This is a genomic window from Silvimonas sp. JCM 19000 (assembly GCF_054652575.1).
In genome coordinates this window covers 106,914-127,578 of the sequence record NZ_BAAIHC010000011.1, presented here as the reverse complement: position 1 = coordinate 127,578, position 20,665 = coordinate 106,914, and the positions used below count along the sequence as shown (strand labels likewise).

Genomic DNA, 20,665 nt, shown 5'->3' with positions numbered 1-20,665 from the left:
CACCGCCACGCTAACGCTCCACCCCATAGGGTGGGTCAAGACCCACCATTCAAAGTGGATAACCAGAACGCTGCATTCTTCTCCATGGCTTTGATGGGTGGGTCTAGACCCACCCTATCACCGCCACGCTAACGCTCCACCCCATAGAGTGGGTGAAGACCCGCCATTCAAAGTGGATGACCAGAACGCTGCGTTCCTCTCCACGGCTTTGATGGGTGGGTCTAGACCCACCCTATCACCGCCACGCTAACGCTCCACCCCATAGAGTGGGTCAAGACCCACCATTCAAAGTGGATGACCAGAACGCTGCATTCTTCTCCATGGCTTTGATGGGTGGTCATGACCCACCCTATCACCGCCACGCTAACGCTCCACCCTATAGGGTGGGTCAAGACCCACCATTCAAAGCGGATGACCAGAACGCTGCATTCCTCTCCACGGCTTTGATGGGTGGGTCTAGACCCACCCTATCACCGCCACGCTAACGCTCCACCCCATAGGGTGGGTCAAGACCCACCATTCAAAGTGGAGGACAAGAACGCTGCATTCTTCTCCATGGCTTTGATGGGTGGGTCATGACCCACCCTATAAGATTGCGCGTTGTGGTAGCCGTGTTGCGTCGCGATGGCCGGTGGTTGCCTTGCCCGCATCCCATGCGCATAATCCGCCCGTCGTGCAGGAGAGTGTCGATGCCCGCAATGGGCCGGCCGCCGAAGGCGCAAGCGCACCCGCAATCGCTCAGGCAAAAGGACTGTACGACCGCTGGCCCAACGGGCTGGAAAAAACTCTGAAGAGCGGCGCGGAAATTACGCGCACACCGAAGGGGCTAAGGGGCGGCAACTGCGCCCTGAAAATCTCAGGTGCCAGGACAGAGGGGTGTAGAGCAATGCCCAAACTCTACATACCGGATGCCCCTGATGACGCTACGCACCACGCCGCTGTACCAGTCCCATATCGATGCCGGCGCCAAGATGGTCGATTTTGCCGGTTGGTCGATGCCTATCCATTACGGCTCCCAACTTAAAGAACACGAAATCGTGCGCGCCGATGCGGGCGTGTTTGACGTGTCGCACATGGTGGTGCTCGACATCACCGGCAGCGACGCGCAAGCGTGGCTGCAACGCATTCTGGCCAACGACGTGGCCAAGCTCGGCTTTGCCGGCAAGGCGCTGTATTCCGGCCTGCTGACCGAAGACGGCACCGTCATCGATGATCTGATCGTGTATCTGGCGCAAGACGGCTATCGCATGGTGGTGAACGCCGGTACGCGTGAGAAAGATCTGGCGTGGCTGCAACAGACCAGCGCCGGCACCAACGTGCAACTGAAAGTGCGTGACGATCTGGCGATGCTGGCCGTGCAAGGCCCCACTGCCATCGACAAAGTCTGTGCCATCAAACCCGCCTGGGCCGAGCAAATCCGCGCGCTCAAAGTCTTCCAGGGTTTGCCGTTTGGCGAGTGGTTTGTGGCCCGCACCGGTTACACCGGCGAAGACGGCCTGGAAATCATGGTGCCCGCCGCCGAAGCCCCTGAGTTCTTTGCCCAGTTGCTGGCCGGTGGCGTGGCCCCGATCGGCCTGGGCGCGCGTGACACCTTGCGTCTGGAAGCCGGCATGAATCTGTACGGCCACGATATGGACGAAAGCATCAGCCCGCTGCAAGCCGGCATGGGCTGGACCATTGCATGGGAACCCGCCAGCCGCGACTTTATCGGCCGCAAAGCGCTGGAAGCGCAGAAAGCCGCTGGCGTGACGCACAAGCAAGTCGGCCTGGTGCTGGATGGCCGCGGCGTGCTGCGGGAAGGCATGAAAGTGGTCACCGAACATGGCGAAGGCGTTATTACCAGCGGCACCTTCTCGCCCACGCTCAAACAATCCATCGCCATTGCCCGCGTGCCGTCAGCCACCGCTGATGCCGCAGAGGTCGACCTGCGTGGCACACTGACGCCCGTGCGCGTGATCAAGCTTCCGTTCGTGCGCCAGGGCAAGAAGGTGTTTGACTAAGATTCAAGCAATCCGACCGTGGGCACGGCCGGATCGCAAGTGGCTTTAATGCCCGGGCGCTGCGGCGTTCGGGCTTCCTGATCGATCCAAATACAGAGAGAGACCCCAACCATGCTGGATATCCCTGCAGAACTGAAATACGCCGCGAGCCACGAGTGGGCGCGCACCGAAGCTGACGGCACCGTCACCATCGGCATCACTCACCATGCCCAGGAACTGCTGGGTGATCTGGTGTTTGTCGAGCTGCCCAAAGTGGGCGCGGTGCTGGCCAAAGACGAACAAGCGGGCGTGGTCGAATCGGTGAAAGCCGCATCCGACATCTACGCGCCGTTTGCTGGCGAAGTGATTGAAGTGAACCCGGCGCTGGAAGCCTCGCCCGAGATCGCCAATACCGAGCCGTACACCAGCGGCTGGTTCTTCAAGATGAAGCCGGCCACCCCGGCCGATGTCGACGCACTGTTGTCGGCTGACGAATACGCCAAAGAACTGGGCGCGTAATTCGCCCGCAGCGGCGGGCGCCGTGGATGTGACCACCGCCCCGCCGCCGTAGTACCGCCCGTTGCCCTTGCCCTTGCCCTTGCCCTTGCCTGCCCGGATACGAAATGACGCTCTCAGAACTGTTTAACCATGACGATTTCATCAATCGCCATATCGGCATTGATGATCAAGACGCTACCGCCATGCTGGCCACGCTGGGTTTACAAACCCGCGCGCAACTGGTCGACCAGACCGTGCCAGCCGGTATCCGCTTCAACCAGAAGCTGGCGTTGCCGGATGCCATTTCCGAGGCCGAGGCACTGGCCAAGCTGAAAACCATCGCGGGCAAGAACAAGGTCAACAAGTCGTTTATCGGCTTGGGCTACTACCCCACGCGCCTGCCCAATGTCATTTTGCGCAACGTGCTGGAAAACCCCGGCTGGTATACCGCCTACACGCCCTACCAGGCCGAAATCGCCCAGGGCCGACTGGAAGCATTGCTCAACTACCAGCAAATGGTCATCGACCTGACCGGGCTGGAGCTGGCCAATGCCTCGCTGCTGGACGAAGCCACCGCCGCCGCTGAAGCCATGGCGATGGCGCGCCGCGTGTCCAAAGCCGGTGGTAACCGCTTTTTTGTGGATGAGCGCGTGCTGCCGCAAACGCTCGACGTACTCAAAACCCGTGCGCAGTATTTTGATTTTGAACTGGTGGTCGGCCCGGCCGAAGCCGCCGGTGCGGACGAATACTTTGGCGCGCTGTTCCAGTATCCGGGCGCGTCGGGCCAGCTGATCGACCTGAGCCAGCCCATTGCCGCCGCCAAAGCCAAGGGCGCCGTCGCCATCGTCGCGGCGGATCTGATGGCCATGGTGCTGTTGAAATCGCCCGCCGAAATGGGCGCGGATGTAGCCGTCGGCAATACCCAGCGCTTTGGCGTGCCGATGGGCTTTGGCGGCCCGCACGCCGCCTATTTCGCCTTCAAGGATGAGATGAAGCGTTCGGCCCCGGGCCGCATCATTGGCGTGTCGATTGATGCGTCGGGCAAGCAGGCGCTGCGTATGGCCTTGCAAACGCGCGAGCAACATATCCGCCGCGAAAAAGCCAACTCCAATATCTGTACCTCGCAAGTGCTGCTGGCCAATATCGCTGGCATGTACGCGGTGTACCACGGCCCGGCAGGCGTCAAGCGCATTGCGCAACGCATCCACCGCCTGGCCGCCTTGTTTGCCGCAGGCGTGCAACAAGCGGGGCTGAAGCTGGTGTTCGAGCAGTTCTTCGATACGGTCGAAGTCGATCTGGGCACACAAGCTGCGGGCGTTTACCAGTCCGCGCTGGCCGCCGGCATCAACCTGCGCAACGCGGGCAATGGCGTGCTGGGCGTGGCCTTCCACGAACAAGCCACTGAGGCCGATCTGGCCACCTTGCTGGGCCTGTTTACCGGCAAGACCTTTGACGTGAGCGCGCTGGATGCTGAGTTTGGCGGCGACTTTATCCCGCAAAACCTGCTGCGCACCTCCGCCATCCTCAGCCACCCCGTGTTCAATACGCATCACAGCGAACACGAAATGCTGCGTTATCTAAAGAAACTGGAAAACAAGGATCTGGCGCTCAATCATTCGATGATTTCGCTGGGCTCTTGCACCATGAAGCTGAACGCCACCAGCGAAATGATCCCGATTACGTGGCCGGAATTTGCCGAGCTGCATCCGTTTGCGCCGGTGGAGCAAACCGCTGGTTATCTCGAAATGATCGATGGCCTGGCCGAGCAACTGAAGGCCATCACCGGCTTTGACGCGATTTCGATGCAACCCAACTCGGGCGCGCAAGGCGAATACGCCGGCCTGCTGGCCATCCGCCGCTATCACGACAGCCGCGGCGACCAGAAGCGCGATGTGTGTCTGATTCCGCGTTCTGCCCACGGCACCAACCCGGCCACCGCCCAGATGATGGGCATGAAAGTGGTGGTGGTGGCGTGTGATGACGCCGGCAACGTCGAACTGAGCGATCTGCGCGCCAAGGCCGAAGAACACGCAGCCGACCTGGCCGCGCTGATGCTCACCTACCCGTCCACGCACGGCGTGTTTGAAGAAGCGGTCAAGGAAATCTGCGAGCTGGTGCACAACTACGGCGGCCAGGTTTACATGGACGGCGCCAACCTGAATGCCCAGGTCGGCTTGTGCCGCCCGGCCGATATCGGCGCGGACGTGTCGCATATGAACCTGCACAAAACCTTCTGCATTCCGCACGGTGGCGGCGGCCCCGGCATGGGTCCGATTGGTCTGAAAGCGCATCTGGCGCCGTTTATGGCCAGCCATGCCGTCACCCCCGTGCCCGGTGCCCAGGCGGGCATGAGCGCGGTGTCGGCTGCGCCATTTGGTAGCGCCAGCATTCTGCCGATCAGCTGGATGTACGTAACGATGATGGGTGCGGCTGGTCTGCGCCAGGCCACAGTGGCCGCGCTGCTCAACGCCAACTACATCGCCACGCGCCTGGCCGGGCATTACCCGGTGCTGTACACCGGCAGCAAAGGCCGTGTGGCGCATGAATGCATTATCGATTTGCGTCCGCTCAAGGCCGCCTCGGGCGTCACTGAAGTCGATATCGCCAAGCGCCTGATGGATTACGGCTTCCACGCTCCGACCATGAGCTTCCCGGTCGCGGGCACGCTGATGATCGAGCCGACCGAATCCGAATCGCGCGCCGAGCTGGATCGCTTTATCGACGCCATGATCAGCATCCGCGCCGAAGCGGCCAAGGTAGAAAGCGGCGAGTGGCCTGCGCAAGACAACCCGCTGCACAACGCGCCGCATACCCAAGCCGATGTGATTGGCGACTGGGCGCATCCATACAGCCGCGAAACCGCGGTGTTTCCGCTGCCCTATGTCGCCGCCAACAAGTTCTGGCCCACCGTCAAACGCATCGACGATGTGTTTGGCGACCGCAACCTGGTGTGCAGCTGCCCGAGCACGGACAACTACGCTTAAGCGCCGGGTTGAGGTACTGCGTTGCAAGAAGCGGCCTGCGAGGGCCGCTTTTTTTATGCGGGCCGGTGGTGCTCAGCCTGATGTGCGGCGCGGATCAAGCGCGTAAAGCACGCGGCACTACTGGCTGGTCTGGCCGTAATGAAAGCGGCATTGCAGGATATGCAGCACATCCTCGCGCACGGCATACACCAGCCGGTGCTCCGCCGCGATCCGGCGTGACCAGCAGCCGGCCAGCGCATGCTTTAAAGGCTCCGGCTTGCCAGGCCCGGCATACGGGTCGCGTAACATGGCTTTGATCAATTCATTGATGCGTTTGAAGATCACCTTGTTCTCGACCTGCCAGCCCACGTAGTCCTCCCACGCTGAGCGATCAAAGATGACTTTCATCGTCGTCTTCAATCAGCGCGTGCTCCTCGCCCTCACCCGCCTTCATCCGCAACACCGCTTCCAGCAAGCGGATTGCCGATTCGGGCGTACGCAGCAAGTACGCCGTTTCTTCCAATGCCTGATATTCGCTGAGCGCCATGATGACCACCGGTTTCCCCCGTTGAGACGTAACGATGACTTCGCAACAATCTTCATTAACCTTGCGCATCACCTCCGCCAGATGTTGGCGGGCATAGGTGTATGTGACTGCGTCCATGGTAGGCTCCTTCAAAAAACGTTGTACAGAACTTAGCACAGCTACTAGTTACGTTGCCCATAAAAAAGACCGGCAAGAATGCCGGTCTTTTTGATTGTGCGAATATCGCAACGCGCTTAGATGCCGCCGCCGTCCGTCCATTCCGCCGCTGACGGCACGTAGACCCGCGCCTCGCGCGGCAGCAGGTACACGGTTTCCGCCACTTTCCAGTCGCCTTGCAGATAGCGCTCGCGCGTCAGTTCGACTTCGACGGCGTCCTGGCCGGCCACATCCACTTCCAGCCGCACCGTCGCGCCCAGCAAGCGCACGTGGCTGATCACGCCGGACAGCGCACCCGCGCCGCCTTCACGGCTGACGTCGATTTCGTGCGGACGCACATACACCACCGCCTGATCGGTCTGGCCTTGCGGCGCGGCAAAACGCGCGTCGCCTACATGCGCCCAGCCTTCATGCACGCGTGACTGGAACAGGTTTACGTCGCCCAGAAATTGATACACAAACGGCGTGGCCGGTTTGTCGTACACGTCAGACGGCGAGCCCAGCTGTTCGATCTTGCCCTTGTTCATCACCACCACGCGGTCGGCCACTTCCAGCGCTTCTTCCTGGTCATGCGTCACAAACACGCTGGTGATGTGCATTTCGTCGTGCAGGCGGCGCAGCCAGCGACGCAGTTCTTTGCGCACCTTGGTATCCAGCGCGCCAAACGGCTCATCCAGCAGCAGCACCTTGGGTTCCACCGCCAGCGCGCGCGCCAGCGCAATGCGTTGGCGTTGGCCGCCCGACAATTGCGCCGGATAACGGTCGGCCAGCCAGTCCAGCTGCACCAGGTTCAGCAGTTCGTGTACTTTGCGTTTGATTTCGGCGTCGCTGGGGCGGGTTTCTTTGGGGCGCACGCGCAAGCCAAACGCCACGTTCTCAAACACGGTCATATGGCGGAACAGCGCGTAATGCTGGAATACAAAACCCACATTGCGTTCGCGCACGTGTTTTTCGGTGGTGTCTTCGCCATGAAACAGAATCTGGCCGTCATCGGGCGCTTCCAGCCCCGCAATAATGCGCAGCAGTGTGGTTTTGCCGCAGCCGGACGGGCCCAGCAGCGCCAGCAATTCGCCGGTTTTTACTTCCAGATTGATATGGTCCAGCGCCGTGAAATTGCCGAAGCGCTTGGCGATATTACGAATCTCGATACTCATGCTGTCTAAATCCCCGGTCAGCCGTCTACGGCATTGGCGCGATCACGCGCAGCCAGTTGTTCGGTACGCCATTCCACCCAGCTTTTAACGCCCAATGTAACCAGCGCCAATAAAGCCAGAATCGAGGCGCAGGCAAACGCGCCGACAAAGTTGTATTCGTTGTAAAGAATCTCGACGTGCAACGGGATGGTATTGGTCTGGCCGCGAATATGGCCGGACACCACCGACACCGCGCCAAATTCGCCCATTGCGCGTGCATTGGCCAGAATCACGCCGTAGAGCAAACCCCATTTGATATTGGGTAGCGTGACGCGATAAAACGTCTGCCAGCCCGAAGCGCCCAGGCTTAATGCGGCCTGTTCTTCTTCCGAGCCTTGCGCTTCCATTAACGGAATCAGTTCACGCGCCACAAAGGGCACGGTCACAAAGACGGTGGCCAAAACAATGCCGGGGATGGCAAACACGATCTTGATATCGTGATCGCTCAGCCACGGGCCGATCCAGCCTTGCGTGCCAAACATCAGCATATAAATCAGACCGGCCACCACCGGCGACACTGAAAACGGCAGATCAATCAGCGTAATCAGGATGCTTTTGCCTTTGAAATCAAACTTGGCAATGGCCCATGCGGCAGCCAGACCAAAGCTCAGATTCAACGGCACCGCAATCAGCGCGGCGATAAGGGTGAGTTTGATGGCCGACCAGGCATCCGGCTCTTTCAGCGCGTCAAAATACAGGCCAAAGCCTTTGCGCAAGGCTTCGGTAAACACCGACACCAGCGGCAATAGCAAAAACAGCGCAATAAACAGCAAAGCCAGGGTGGTCAGCGCCCACCGCACGGGGCGCGATTCGGTCGTCGCAATAGAACGGGGCGTTTGCGCCATGATTATTTTCTCCGTCCCAAACGTTTGGCCGACCACCATTGCAGGCCATTAATCACCAGCAAGAGCGCAAAGCTGACCAGCAACATCACGATGGCAATCGACGTGGCGCCGACGTAATCGTATTGCTCCAGCTTGGAGATAATCATCAGCGGGGTGATTTCGGAAACAAACGGCATATTGCCCGCGATAAAAATCACCGAGCCGTATTCGCCTATGGCCCGCGCAAACGCCAGCGCAAAACCAGTCAGCAGCGCGGGCAACAGCGTGGGCAGGATGACTTTGCGGAATACCTGGCCGCGCGTGGCGCCCAGGCTGGCGGCGGCTTCTTCCAGTTCTTTTTCCAGATCTTCCAGCACCGGCTGCACCGTGCGCACCACAAACGGCAGCGTCACAAAGGTCAAGGCAATCACCACGCCAATCCGGGTAAACGCAATCTTGATATCCCACGGCGCAAATAACTGGCCAACCCAGCCATTGGGCGCATAAATGGTGGCCAGCGAAATACCGGCCACCGCAGTGGGCAATGCAAACGGCAAATCCACCATGGCATCAATAAAGCGTTTGCCCGGAAACGGGTAACGCACCAATACCCACGCCAGCAGCAAACCGCCAAACAGATTGATTACGGCAGCCAATAAGGACGCGCCAAAGGTCAGCTTGTAGCTGGCCACCAGACGTGGATCGGTGACGGTATGCCAAAAGGCATCCAGCGGCATTTGCGCGCTTTTAAAAAACAGCGCCGCCAGCGGGATCAGGACGATCACCGATAGATAAAGCAGCGTATAGCCGAGCGCCAGATTAAAACCCGGCAACACGCTGTGTTGTTTGAAAGCCAAGGTGATGCTCCTTGCGGGGCGAGATGTTGTGCTTTTTTTTAAATGCAAAAGGCCAGCGCCACGCCGGCCTTGACTGCCCCGGGCTTAACGCTTGGCCACTTCTGCGGCGATCTTGTCGTATTCACCGCCGTCATCAAAGTACTTTTTCTGCGCAGCTTGCCAGCCGCCAAAATCATTGATGCCGAACAATTTAACATTGGGGAACTGGCTGGCGTGTTTGGCCAGGATGGCTTTATCGCGCGGGCGCAGATAGTTTTGCGCGGCAATTTCTTGTGCTTCCGGGCTCCACAGCCAGCTCAGATATTCTTCGGCGGCTTTGCGCGTGCCTTTTTTGTCGACCACTTTATCCACCACGGCCACCGGCGGTTCGGCTTCAATCGAAACGGTCGGGTAAATCACCTCAAAATTGCCGCGACCGAATTCGCGCGCAATCATTTCGGCTTCGTTTTCAAACGTCACCAGCACATCGCCAATACCACGCTGGATAAAAGTGGTGGTGGCGGCGCGGCCACCGGCTTCCAGCACCGGCACGTTCTTCAGAACGGCGGCTTCAAATTGCGCGGCCTTTTGTTCATTGCCGCCCGGTTGGCGCAGCGCGTAACCCCATGCGGCCAGGAAGGTATAACGGCCATTGCCCGACGTTTTGGGATTGGGAAAGATCACTTGAACGCCCGGCTTGGCCAGATCATTCCAGTCTTTAATGCCTTTAGGATTGCCTTTCTTGACGATCAATACTTGCAGCGAGGTAAACGGCGCGGATTGGTTGGGCAAACGTTTGGCCCAATCGGCCGGCAGCAATTTGCCTTTATCGGCAATCGCATCGATATCGTTGTGCTGGTTCATGGTCACCACATCGGCCGGCAGGCCGTCGATCACCGAGCGCGCTTGTTTGCTCGACGCGCCGTGCGACATCTGGATAGTGACCTTGTCTTTGAACTTGTCCTCGTAATGCTTCTGGAACGCCGGGTTGTAGTCTTTATAGAAATCACGCATCACGTCGTAAGACACGTTGAGCAATGTCACATCAGCCAAAGCGGGCATTGCAATAGAAGCGGCCAGAACACTGACCAACAGACGGGTGCGGAACATCGGGGCGAACTCCATTTATGCGGTTTGAAAGGATTCTCGCTGATTCCTTTATTCCGGCAAAGGCTGATTCGCTACAAGTTTATAACGGTATCCTGAAACGCCAGCATTGGCGCGGCCTGGCGGCCCAAACGACAACGGCCCGACAGGGGTCGGGCCGTGCACAGGCTTACAAGCGCAAGCGATTACAGCGTTGCAATCGACACTTCGGTCGATTTAACAAACGCGATCACTTCGCGGCCCGGCTTCAGGTCCAGCTCGCGTACCGAACGCGTGGTGATCACCGAAGTGACGATGCCCGACGGCGTGGTCACGTCGACTTCCGACAGTACCGGGCCTTCGATGATTTCTTTGATGGTGCCGCGAAACTGGTTACGAACGTTGATCGATTGAATGGTCATCTTCAGATCTCCTGGTAGCGGGACTCAAGCGGGGGGCTTGGATAACGCAAGATAACCCGCTTTCTTTATTCCAATAAGTAATTATTTATTCTCTGTTAAGTTCTTCAAAGCATAACAAATCGGCCAACGCAATGGCTTCAGCGCGTGGTTATAAGCCGTACGGCAAAACACGCCGGATCAGGCACTGCCAGCGCTGGCGACTTTATTTCCAGCAGCAGGTTGTACACGCCCGGCTGCTGCACTTCGAACCAGAAAAAACCACCGCGGCGGGTGGCGGCGGGGATCTCATACAGGTCGCCGTTTGCATGCCGCAGGCTGACAGCGACCTGGTGCAACAACGCTCGGGCCGCTGCATTCACGGGCACCAGCTCAAGCTGCCGCTCGCCCGCCTGCGCGGCGGCAAAATGCCCGAAGCGCACATTGCCCTGTTTGTTGGCGCTGCCAAACCGGGTGCCCAGACAAAGGGTTACGGCGCGCTGGCTCAGCGGCGGGTTCAGCGGAAACAACAACGCCCGCACTGCGCTGGCCTCAGCCGGTCGGTTGAGCAAAGCGGCGTCGATGCGGCTTTCCCGGCTGCCCCAGAGGTCAAGATCGCTGCCACTCACCACGCCGATTTCGTCCAGCAAGGCATCCAGCCGCTGTTGGCCGATCGCGTCCAGCCGCGCCCGCAGCGGTGTGGCAAAAGCGTAAATGCTCGACCACGCCGGATTAAGGTGGCGCCGCTGCAGCAAAGTCTGCAGCAAGGGTTTGAGGCCGACCGCGCCGTGCAACTGGTGCAACAAATAGCCCAGCGCAACCTCGCTATACCAACCGCGCGCCATGCCCGGCTGTAATTTCACCAGGGCTAGATGCCAGCCTTCGCCTTGCCCGACGCCCATCGTGTCTTGATGGTCGGCCGAGCCCCGTACCATGCTGGAAAACGCGTTAGCCCACGCTTCGCTCAAGGCGAAGCCGGGTTCCAGCACAGCGTCTATGGGATGGCTGCCGCCCACGATATCGGTGCGCGACAATTCGGTCATGACGTAATGACCGTATTCATGCAGCAACACGCTGCGGTCGTACTCGTCGGTATCCACGTCTTCGCGCCCGGACAGGTACAAGCCCGGCGCCGCGCCGCCCGCCTGGTAATGCGCCTCGCCGATATTGCCCACGGCGGGATCGCCTGGCGTGGGCTGATTGCGCACGCTCCAGAACACATTGAGCGACGGCAGTGTGGTGCCCGGGTCTACGCCGGCCAGCATATTGGCGGCGGCATCAATCTGATCAAGGATGGCAAAGGGTGCGGCGGCGCGCGCGGCGCCGTAGCGCTGGCCGGTCCAGCCTGATGCCGCATGCAGATGCACCACGCGCCGCTGCTGACCACTGCTGAACCGCTGGCTCTGTAGCTGATAAACCGCCGCTGCATCGCCGCCCTTGGCAAACCCCGGCGTAGTGTTGTCGCGGACCGCATAGCGCCAGCTCACGCCCAGGGCGCTGCGGTGGACCTGGGACTTGATCCGCAGCACGAGCACCGTGTCCGGCGGGGCCCTGAGCGCATAGCGGCCGTTTTCGTCGGTAATGCCTGTGCCTAGCACCTGGCCGGATGCGCTGACCGCCTCGACCATGACATGGCGGACCGGTTTGACCTGCGTTGCCGCGTAATCCAGCCAGGCGCCAGCATGGGCATCAACCTGCACCGGCACGAGCTCATAGGTAATCTGGCCGCTGATCAGGCCCGCTTCGCCCTGCAGTGTCGGCGGCATCGCTCCGCTGGCGCTCAACAACAGGGCCAAGGCCAGCAGCAGTCCATGCCGGGCAATAAAACAAAGGGGGCGCATACGCTGGCCTTGTTGCAAACAAGTCGGCCAAAGTACGGACCCCTAAGGTATGCCGGATATAAGAAGCGTCCTAAAGCGAACGCCTGCCGCGATGGCCGTTTATTGCGCCCAGCGCAAAGCGCCAAAATGCAGCACCGCATCAAGGCCGGACGGCGCGAGCGGGCTCTGCGGCGTAGCCAGCACGCGGTTAAGTATGTGTTCTTCCAGCGCGCCAAATTCGGTCGAGGCACGCGTGCGCGGCCGCGGCAACGCCACTTTCTGATCAAGGCCGATCTGGCCTTTTTCGATCAGGATGACGCGATCGGCCAGCGCCACCGCTTCTTGCACATCGTGCGTCACCAGCAGCACGGTAAAGCCATGTTTTTGCCACACGCGTTCGATCAGCTGGTGCATTTCGATGCGGGTGAGCGCATCCAGCGCGCCCAGCGGTTCGTCCAGCAACAACAGGCGTGGCGCATGGATCAGCGCGCGCGCCAGCGCCACACGTTGGCGTTGTCCGCCCGATAGTTGCGCTGGCCATTTTTGCGCGTGTTCTTCCAGCCCCACTTCGGCCAGGGCATTGAGCGCGGCGGCTTTCCAGTCGCCCGGCAAACCGAGGCCGACGTTCTGCAGCACGGTTTTCCACGGCAGCAAACGCGCGTCCTGAAACATCATGCGGGTTTGCGCCTGGGCTTGAGCATGCGGTTTGCCATCGGCGGTGATATCACCGGAGCTGGCGCTTTCCAGCCCGGCAATCAGCCGCAGCAGCGTGGATTTGCCGCAACCGCTGCGGCCCACCAGCGCGACAAACTCGCCGCGATCCAGCCGCAGATCGAGCTGGTCCAGTACCGTGCGCTCGCCAAATTGCTTGCTCACCGCGCGTACATCCAGCGCCACGCCGCGCGTTGCCGTTGTTGCCAGGGGTGCGTTCATCGCGGCCTCCTCATACATTCTGATAAGCCGGATTCCAGCGCAGCCAGCGCCGTTCCAGCAAGCGCGCCACCACGTCGGACGCCTTGCCCAGCAAGGCATACAGCAGAATCGACAGCACCACGACATCGGTTTGCAGAAATTCGCGCGCATTGGTGGCCAGATAGCCGATGCCGCTACTGGCCGAAATGGTTTCGGCCACGATCAGCAAAATCCAGGCAAAGCCCAGCGCAAAGCGCACGCCCACCAGGATCGACGGCAATGCGCCCGGCAGAATTACATCGCGAAACAAAGGCCAGCCACGCTGGCCATAGCTGCGCGCCATTTCCACCAGGCCCGGGTCAACCGAGCGGATGCCGTGATAAGTGTTGATATACACCGGAAACAGCGTGCCAAACGCCACCAGAAACAGCTTGGCGCTCTCGTCGATGCCAAACCACAGAATCACCAGCGGAATCAGCGCCAGCGGCGGGATGGTGCGGATCATCTGCACCGTGCTGTCCAGCGCCAGTTCGCCACGGCGTGACAAACCAGTAATCAGCCCCAGCGCCAGCCCGATGCCGCCGCCGATGGCAAAGCCGAGCATGGCGCGCACAAAGCTGATGCGCAGATGCGTCCACAGCTCGCCCGACAGCGCCAGCGTTTCGCCGGCCTTCAGCACCGCAAACGGCGACGGCATGATGCGCGTGTCGATCTTGCCGAGGCTGGACGCCACCTGCCACACGATGACGATCAGCGCGGGCACCAGCCACGGCGTAATCTGCCGGGCAAAGCGTTGCGATGCGGAACGGGATGCCATCGTGCTTAACCCTGTGCAATCTTGAGCGCAGGCGCATCGGCCTTCGCGCCCACGGCGGCGGGCGGTACATCGTTGGCCACCATCTCGCCAAACGGCCCGCTCAGATTAACGCGCACCGGGCCATTGCTTTGTTGCGGCGCCAGCGGCAGCAACGGAAACACCAGTTCGGCCAGGCGATAGCATTCTTCCAGGTGCGGGTAGCCGCTAAAGATAAAGCTTTCGATGCCCAGATCGGCGTATTCCTTGATGCGCGCGGCCACTTCTTCCGGGTTGCCGACCAAAGCCGTGCCCGCGCCACCGCGTACCAGGCCCACGCCCGCCCACAGATTGGGGCTGACTTCCAGCTTGTCGCGACGCCAGCCATGCAGCGCGGCCATGCGTTGCTGGCCCACCGAGTCATAGCGGCCCAGCGATTTTTGCGCTTTGGCGATGGTTTCGTCGGTAACGTGGCTGATCAGCTCATCGGCGGCGGCCCAAGCGGCTTCACTGGTCTCGCGCACAATCACATGCAGGCGGATGCCGAATTTAACGGTGCGGCCCAGCGCTTGCGCCTTGTCACGCACGGCGGCGATTTTCTCGGCCACCGCGGCGGGCGGTTCGCCCCAGGTCAGATAAACATCGACTTGCTCGGCGGCCAGGTCCACCGCACGCGGCGACGAGCCGCCAAAATACAGCGGCGGATACGGCGTCTGCACCGGCGGAAACATCGTCTTCGCGCCCTTCACTTGCAGATGCTTGCCGTCGAAATCGACGTTTTCGCCTTCCAGCACGCTGCGCCAGATGCGCAAAAATTCATCCGAGACTTCGTAGCGCTCGTCGTGATCCAGCCAGATGCCGTCGCCGGCTTGTTCTTCCGGATCACCGCCGGTGACCACATTGATCAGCGCGCGGCCGTTGGAGATGCGGTCCAGCGTACCGGCCATGCGGGCGCCCACGGTGGGCGAGACGATGCCGGGGCGGATGGCCACCAGAAAGCGCAGCCGTTCGGTCAGCGGCACCAGCGAGCTGGCGATCACCCAGGCGTCTTCGCACGAACGCCCGGTCGGGATCAGCACGCCGTAATAACCGAGGTCATCGGCGGCCTGGGCAATCTGCTTGAGGTAATGATGCGTGACGGCGCGTGCGCCCTTGCCGGTGCCCAGATAACGGCCATCGCCGTGGGTGGGCAGAAACCAGAAAATATTAAGGCTCATGGTGGGGTCTCCTGCGGTGTTTAGTGGCGCACGACGATGTCGGCGACGGTCACGGCTTTGGGTATCAGCCCGGCTTGCGTCAGCCGGTCGGCCAGACGTTGCTGTTCGACGACGGTTTTGTCATCCAGCCAGCTCACGCGGTAGCTGGGGCGACGCGCCAGCACTTGCTCAAACGTGGCCTGATCCAGCCCCACATAAGCCGACAACAAATGCGCGGTGTCTTTGGGATGCTGTTCGATGTAATCGCTGTTGCGCGTCAGCTCTTCAAACACGGTGTTGAGCAGCGGCGCATTGGCTTTGGCAAAGTCGCGGTTGGCCAGATAAAACGTCTGATTGGGGCTGATGCCCTCCGCCGTCAGCAACACTTTGGCGCTGCCGGATTTTTCGGCGGCGGCGTAGTACGGGTCCCAGATCGCCCAGGCGTCGACGGCACCACGCTCAAACGCCGCACGCGCATCGGCGGGGGCCAGATATTGCGGCTGGATGTCTTCCCATTTCAGGCCCGCTTTATCCAGCAAACGCAGCAAAAAGCCATGCGACGACGAGCCTTTCTGGATCGCCACGCGTTTGCCTTTCAGGTCGGCCAGCGTTTTGATGGCCGAATTCTTCGGGATCAGCAAGGCGGACGCTTGCGGCTTGGGCGGCTCAAAGCCGACGTAAACCAGGCGGCTGCCCGCGGATTGCGCAAAGATCGGCGGGGTGTCGCCGGTCATGCCAAAGTCGACCGATCCGGCGTTCAGCGCCTCCAGCAACTGCGGCCCGGCGGGAAACTCCACCCAGCGCACGCTGGTGCCGGCGCCGAGCTTTGTTTCCAGCGTGCCACGGCTTTTCAGCACGATCAGATTGAACGAGCTTTTCTGGAAGCCGATGCGTAGTTCATCAGCGTGCGCGGCCAGACTGGCGACGCTCAGGCTGAGCGCCAGGCCAAGGTGGGTGAAAACGGAGCGGATCGATCGCATGATGTTCAGCTCACTGTGCCAGCAGCGCGTCGCTGATCTTTACCGGCACCGGGATCAAACCCAGGCCTTTAAAGACGTCGGCAATTTGCTGTTGCTGGTTGGCCACTTGCGGGGTAATCGGCGTCAGGCCCAGCGTGTTGCGCGGCAAGGTGGCCGCGACCACATCCACCGGCAAGCCGATTTGCGACGCCAGCGTTTTGGCGGCTTCCGCCGGATTGGCATTGGCCCACTGGTCGGCGCTTTGCAGTTCGCTCAGCACGTTTTTAACCACGGCGGGCTGGGCGGTGGCGAATTTGCGCGTGGCCAGGATGAACTGATGGTTAGCCACCAGGCCTTTGCCGTCACGCAATGTGCGCACCGGCAATTGGGCTTCGGCGGCGGCCAGGTACGGGTCCCAGATTACCCAGGCATCGACTGCGCCTTTGGAGAACGCGGCGCGCGCATCGGCGGGCGGCAGGTACACCGGTTGGATATCGCTGTATTTAAGACCGGCTTCTTCCAGCGCTTTAACCAGCAGGTAATGCACGTTGGAGCCTTTGTTCAGCGCCACTTTTTTGCCTTTAAGGTCCTTCACCGATTTGATCGGCGAATCCTTGGCCACCAGGATGGCCTCGCCTTGCGGGGCGGGCGGCTCGTTGGCGATGTAAACCAGTTGCGCGCCTGCGGCCTGAGCAAACACGGGCGGGGCTTCGCCGGTCAGGCCGAAATCAACCGCGCCCACGTTGAGCGCTTCCAGCAATTGCGGGCCGCCGGGGAATTCGGTCCAGCTGACTTTCCAGCCTTGCGCTTCCAGTTTTTTCTCCAGCGTGCCGCGGCCTTTCAGCAGCGTAAACGCGCCGTATTTTTGATAGCCGACGCGCACCACCTGGTCGGCAGCTTGCGCGGCAGTGGGGGCGGCAAAGGCGAGGCCCAGCGCCAGTGGCGCGAGTGCGGTGAACAATTTGCGTAGCATGTGCGTGTCTCCGGATCTGGTTTTTATGGGGTCGAGCGATTACAGGCTGACGCGCCCGAGCCGCAGCTGCGCATGCAGCAAATCGGGGTCGAGCTGGACGTGGCCGGGATTGGGGATATGAGCGAGAAAGCGCGAGATCGCCACATGCAGGCGATCGTCAATTTCGGGGGCCAGCAGCAGGCTGCCGTCGTCTTGCCAGGTCAGTTCTTTGTCGGTGGCGTAAATGCCACCCAGCACGTGGCGCGCCTTGAGCGCGGTCAGCACTGGCTGCAGCGAATAATCCACCGCCAACATATGCGCCGGGCTGCCGCCGGTGGCCAGCGGCAACACCACGTGGTGCGTCAGCGCGCGCTCGGGCAGCACGTCGAGAATCACTTTGAGCGCGCCGCTATAGGCCGCTTTGTAAACCGGCGTGCTGACCACCAGGCCATCGGCGTGGGCCACGGCCTCTTGCCACGCCTTGATCGACGGATCTTCAAAGCGCGCGTGCAGCAGCGCCTCAGCCGGAAAATCGGCCAACGTAAACGACTGCACTTCGATACCCTGTTGCGCCAGAACCTGGGCAGCACGGTTGAGCAAACCTTGCGAGCGGGACCGGGCGCTGGGGCTGCCGGACAGGGTAACGACAACAGGCATCTAAATTCCTTTTGACTCTAACGAGGCGTTTCGTTGGACGAGTCAGGAATTTATGATGCCGTTGTTATTTCCACAAATACTTTTGAGCGCGTTTTATATCCAAAAAGGATATATGCGAAAGAACGGTTATATAGGGTGGGTCAAGACCCACCCTCCAAAGCCGTGGACATGGAAGCGCGGGTAGCTATGCCGATTGTTTTTCAGCATTTAAAAAGTGTTTAGCGGCCGCGTATATCAAATACGGCGGCACGGCGCTGCTGCTTTGAATGGTGGGTCAAGACCCACCCTATGCGAGGGCACACGCGCGCGTCATCGGCGGTTCACGCCAGCCACTTATGCCCCGTGCGCTGCGCCTTGTAGATACCCGTGTGCCCCGAAAACAGCCAAGCCACCGAGCACGCCACCGCCGCGTACACGCCGATTTCCGCGCCAAACAGCTCCATCGCCATGATGCCCGACGCAATCGGCACATTGGCCGCGCCAGCAAACACCGCCACCAGCCCGATCGCCGCCATCAGCGCAATCGGCATATGCAGCAGCGGGGCCAACGCGTTGCCCAGCGTCGCGCCGATATAAAACAACGGCGTCACCTCGCCGCCTTTAAACCCGCTGGCCAGCGAGGTGACGGTAAACACCAGCTTGGCGATAAAGTCATAGCCCGGCACCGGCTGGGTAAACGCCTGCACGATCACCGGCACGCCCAGGCCCAGGTAGCGATCCGCGCCCAGCCAGCCCCACGCCACCGCCGCAAGCACCACGCCACCGAGCAAAGCGCGCAGCGGCGCATAGCTGATGCGGGCCTTCAGCCATGCGCCCAGCATGTTGGTACTGCGCGCAAACAGCATGCCCACCGCGCCGAACAAAGCGCCCGCGATCAGGGTGGCGGTAAGCCCCCACGCAGTCGGGGCGGGGAACACATTGACCGGATACACCGTGTGATGCACGCCCCAGAGCAAACAGATCTGGTCCCCGGCAATCGCAGCCACCAGACACGGAAACAAGGCGTCATAACGCAAGCGCCCGATCGCCAGCACTTCCAGGCCAAAGATCGCGCCCGCCAGCGGCACGCCAAATACCGAGGCAAACCCGGCGCTCAGCCCCGCCATCAGCAAGATGCGGCGTTGCGCTGGCATAAACGGAATCACGCGGCTGATCTGATCGGCCAGCGATCCGCCCATCTGCACCGCCGTGCCCTCGCGCCCCACCGACGCGCCCACCAGATGCGACGCCACCGTGCCCAGCAACACCAGCGGGGCCATGCGGAGGGGGATGCGGTTTTGCGGGCTGTGGATTTCTTCGATCAGCAAATTGTTGCCGGCCTCGACGTTGCGGCCGACGCGGCCGTACACCCAGCTAACCGCAAAGCCCATCAGCGGCATGCACAGAATCAGCCAACGATGCTGCAGCCGCGTGTGGGTGGCCCAATCCAGCGCAAACAAAAACAGCGCCGAGGCCGTGCCCGCCAGCGCGCCAACCACAAGGGCGACCGGCAACCAGCGCGCCAGATAGGTCAGCAGGCCACGCAATTCTTGAATAAGGGGGTGATTCATTGATAAGCAGTCCGGTCGGGGTGATCACAATATCCGGACGCAAGCCTACGCACCCGGACGGGTTACGTAGGCATCATCAGCTGCACCGGAGGGCGGCGCGGCGGTTCTGGGAGGAATGCCATCTCCTGCCGGGCGAGTATAGCGGCAAGCTGTGGCAGCGCCAATGTGGCGGGGTAAACCGTTGTGCACGATGCAACGTTGCAAAGCAACAGGTGGAAAAACGGCGCGTGGCCTGCCCCGCCGCTGGGCGCGATATGCCAAACAGATTGCGCGCACGCCCCTCCCCCGCTTTTAATAAGGCCTTCGCGCCGTCTTTACCGGAAACACCCGCATGACCCGTCCCCGCTTTCTGCCCGACAACTTTACGCTGGCCCTGATCGCCACCGTCATCATCGCCAGCCTGATTCCGTGCCATGGCCAGGGCGCGGTGGCGTTTGGCTACATCACCAATTTTGCCGTCGGCCTGCTGTTTTTTCTGCATGGCGCCAAGCTATCGCGCGAAGCGGTCATTGCCGGGGCCACGCACTGGCGGCTGCATCTGGTGGTTATGCTCAGCACTTTTGTGATGTTTCCGCTGCTGGGGCTGTTGCTGAAGCCCTTGCTGTCGCCGATGGTGACGCCCGAGCTGTATATGGGCGTGCTGTTTTTATGTGCGCTGCCGTCCACCGTGCAGTCGTCGATTGCCTTTACCGCCATGGCGCGCGGCAATGTGCCGGCGGCCATTTGCAGCGCGTCGGCGTCCAATCTGTTTGGCATCTTTATTACGCCGGTGGTGGCGGGCCTGCTGCTGGGCGCGCATGGCGGCATGAACTTTTCAATGGATTCGGTGCTGAATATCGTCATGCAATTGTTGCTGCCGTTTATTGCCGGCCAGATCGCGCGCAAGTGGATCGGCGGCTGGGTGGATCGCAATAAGGGCATGCTCAAGTTTGTGGATCAGGGCTCGATTTTGCTGGTGGTGTATACGGCGTTCAGCGAGGCGGTGATCCAGGGCTTGTGGCACAACACGCCCCTGCCCGCGCTGGGTGCGTTGCTGATCGTCAACGCCATATTGCTGGCCGTGGTGCTGCTGCTGACCACCTATGGCAGCCGCGTGCTGGGCTTTAATAAAGAAGACGAGATTGTGATTGTGTTCTGCGGCTCAAAGAAAAGCCTGGCCAGTGGCGTGCCGATTGCCAACGTGCTGTTTGCCGGCCACGCGGTGGGCGCGATTGTGCTGCCGCTGATGCTGTTCCACCAGATTCAGCTAATGACCTGCGCCGTGCTGGCCCAGCGCTACGCCCGCCGCCCCCACCCCGAAGCCCCGGTCGCTGCTGAGGTCATCGCTAACTCGTAAAGATGCATAG

General features: G+C 60.9%; 19 protein-coding genes and 3 riboswitches. Of the genes, 4 read left to right on the top strand and 15 right to left on the bottom strand.

Going from position 1 to position 20,665, the window contains the following annotated elements; translation table 11 throughout:
- Nucleotides 1-666 precede the first annotated feature (666 nt).
- A riboswitch (glycine riboswitch) is annotated at nt 667-764 on the top strand.
- A gap of 13 nt (nt 765-777) precedes the next feature.
- Nucleotides 778-882, top strand: a riboswitch (glycine riboswitch).
- Nucleotides 883-917: 35 nt separating this feature from the next.
- The 3 genes from gcvT to gcvP all read left to right on the top strand — a co-directional run bounded on the left by gcvT (nt 918) and on the right by gcvP (nt 5,461).
- Nucleotides 918-2,000, top strand: a complete 1,083-nt coding sequence (gene gcvT / locus ACYQ1A_RS12050) for a glycine cleavage system aminomethyltransferase GcvT (protein ID WP_062223838.1) — start codon at nt 918-920, stop codon at nt 1,998-2,000.
- A 111-nt stretch (nt 2,001-2,111) separates the two neighbouring features.
- Nucleotides 2,112-2,498: a glycine cleavage system protein GcvH gene (gcvH, locus tag ACYQ1A_RS12045; RefSeq protein ID WP_053939686.1), complete on the top strand. Its 387-nt coding sequence runs from the start codon at nt 2,112-2,114 to the stop codon at nt 2,496-2,498.
- Nucleotides 2,499-2,602: 104 nt separating this feature from the next.
- Nucleotides 2,603-5,461, top strand: coding sequence for an aminomethyl-transferring glycine dehydrogenase (gcvP, locus tag ACYQ1A_RS12040; RefSeq protein WP_499362300.1), 2,859 nt, complete (start codon nt 2,603-2,605; stop codon nt 5,459-5,461).
- Between the two features lie 117 nt (nt 5,462-5,578).
- Here the strand turns inward: gcvP and ACYQ1A_RS12035 are convergent, their stop codons facing one another.
- From ACYQ1A_RS12035 to ACYQ1A_RS11965, 15 genes are all read right to left on the bottom strand, one after another.
- Nucleotides 5,579-5,848: a Txe/YoeB family addiction module toxin gene (locus tag ACYQ1A_RS12035; protein ID WP_499362298.1), complete on the bottom strand. Its 270-nt coding sequence runs from the start codon at nt 5,846-5,848 to the stop codon at nt 5,579-5,581.
- Nucleotides 5,832-6,104 (bottom strand): type II toxin-antitoxin system Phd/YefM family antitoxin, encoded by a 273-nt coding sequence (locus ACYQ1A_RS12030; RefSeq protein ID WP_053939683.1) that lies wholly within the window; start codon nt 6,102-6,104, stop codon nt 5,832-5,834. The genes ACYQ1A_RS12035 and ACYQ1A_RS12030 overlap by 17 nt, the downstream gene beginning before the upstream one ends.
- A gap of 116 nt (nt 6,105-6,220) precedes the next feature.
- A complete protein-coding gene (locus ACYQ1A_RS12025; protein WP_053939682.1) occupies nt 6,221-7,297 on the bottom strand; it encodes a sulfate/molybdate ABC transporter ATP-binding protein in 1,077 nt (358 codons plus the stop codon).
- 17 nt (nt 7,298-7,314) lie between these two features.
- Nucleotides 7,315-8,181, bottom strand: a complete 867-nt coding sequence (cysW, locus tag ACYQ1A_RS12020) for a sulfate ABC transporter permease subunit CysW (RefSeq protein ID WP_499362295.1) — start codon at nt 8,179-8,181, stop codon at nt 7,315-7,317.
- A 2-nt stretch (nt 8,182-8,183) separates the two neighbouring features.
- Complete coding sequence (gene cysT, locus ACYQ1A_RS12015) at nt 8,184-9,017, bottom strand: sulfate ABC transporter permease subunit CysT (RefSeq protein WP_083459472.1); 834 nt, start codon at nt 9,015-9,017, stop codon at nt 8,184-8,186.
- Nucleotides 9,018-9,101: 84 nt separating this feature from the next.
- Complete coding sequence (locus tag ACYQ1A_RS12010) at nt 9,102-10,106, bottom strand: sulfate ABC transporter substrate-binding protein (protein ID WP_499362292.1); 1,005 nt, start codon at nt 10,104-10,106, stop codon at nt 9,102-9,104.
- Between the two features lie 182 nt (nt 10,107-10,288).
- Nucleotides 10,289-10,504 carry a TOBE domain-containing protein gene (locus ACYQ1A_RS12005; protein WP_053939678.1) on the bottom strand — a complete coding sequence of 72 codons (216 nt, stop codon included), beginning with the start codon at nt 10,502-10,504 and terminating at the stop codon, nt 10,289-10,291.
- Nucleotides 10,505-10,641: 137 nt separating this feature from the next.
- The gene (locus tag ACYQ1A_RS12000; RefSeq protein WP_499362290.1) at nt 10,642-12,321 is read right to left on the bottom strand and encodes a hypothetical protein; all 1,680 of its coding nucleotides are present in this window, start codon (nt 12,319-12,321) and stop codon (nt 10,642-10,644) included.
- A gap of 99 nt (nt 12,322-12,420) precedes the next feature.
- Entirely contained in the window at nt 12,421-13,233 is an 813-nt protein-coding gene (locus tag ACYQ1A_RS11995; RefSeq protein ID WP_499362288.1) for an ATP-binding cassette domain-containing protein, read from the bottom strand.
- 10 nt (nt 13,234-13,243) lie between these two features.
- Nucleotides 13,244-14,029 carry an aliphatic sulfonate ABC transporter permease SsuC gene (gene ssuC / locus ACYQ1A_RS11990; RefSeq protein ID WP_499362286.1) on the bottom strand — a complete coding sequence of 262 codons (786 nt, stop codon included), beginning with the start codon at nt 14,027-14,029 and terminating at the stop codon, nt 13,244-13,246.
- Between the two features lie 5 nt (nt 14,030-14,034).
- Nucleotides 14,035-15,222, bottom strand: a complete 1,188-nt coding sequence (gene ssuD / locus ACYQ1A_RS11985) for an FMNH2-dependent alkanesulfonate monooxygenase (protein ID WP_499362284.1) — start codon at nt 15,220-15,222, stop codon at nt 14,035-14,037.
- Between the two features lie 20 nt (nt 15,223-15,242).
- Nucleotides 15,243-16,181 carry a sulfonate ABC transporter substrate-binding protein gene (locus ACYQ1A_RS11980; RefSeq protein ID WP_499362282.1) on the bottom strand — a complete coding sequence of 313 codons (939 nt, stop codon included), beginning with the start codon at nt 16,179-16,181 and terminating at the stop codon, nt 15,243-15,245.
- A gap of 10 nt (nt 16,182-16,191) precedes the next feature.
- A complete protein-coding gene (locus tag ACYQ1A_RS11975; RefSeq protein ID WP_053939673.1) occupies nt 16,192-17,133 on the bottom strand; it encodes a sulfonate ABC transporter substrate-binding protein in 942 nt (313 codons plus the stop codon).
- Nucleotides 17,134-17,172: 39 nt separating this feature from the next.
- Complete coding sequence (gene ssuE, locus ACYQ1A_RS11970) at nt 17,173-17,769, bottom strand: NADPH-dependent FMN reductase (RefSeq protein WP_499362280.1); 597 nt, start codon at nt 17,767-17,769, stop codon at nt 17,173-17,175.
- A 320-nt stretch (nt 17,770-18,089) separates the two neighbouring features.
- Complete coding sequence (locus ACYQ1A_RS11965; protein WP_499362278.1) at nt 18,090-19,319, bottom strand: voltage-gated chloride channel family protein; 1,230 nt, start codon at nt 19,317-19,319, stop codon at nt 18,090-18,092.
- Between the two features lie 60 nt (nt 19,320-19,379).
- Nucleotides 19,380-19,454, bottom strand: a riboswitch (Fluoride riboswitch).
- 196 nt (nt 19,455-19,650) lie between these two features.
- Between ACYQ1A_RS11965 and ACYQ1A_RS11960 the strand changes: the two genes are divergently transcribed.
- Complete coding sequence (locus ACYQ1A_RS11960; protein WP_499362275.1) at nt 19,651-20,655, top strand: bile acid:sodium symporter family protein; 1,005 nt, start codon at nt 19,651-19,653, stop codon at nt 20,653-20,655.
- Nucleotides 20,656-20,665 lie beyond the last annotated feature (10 nt).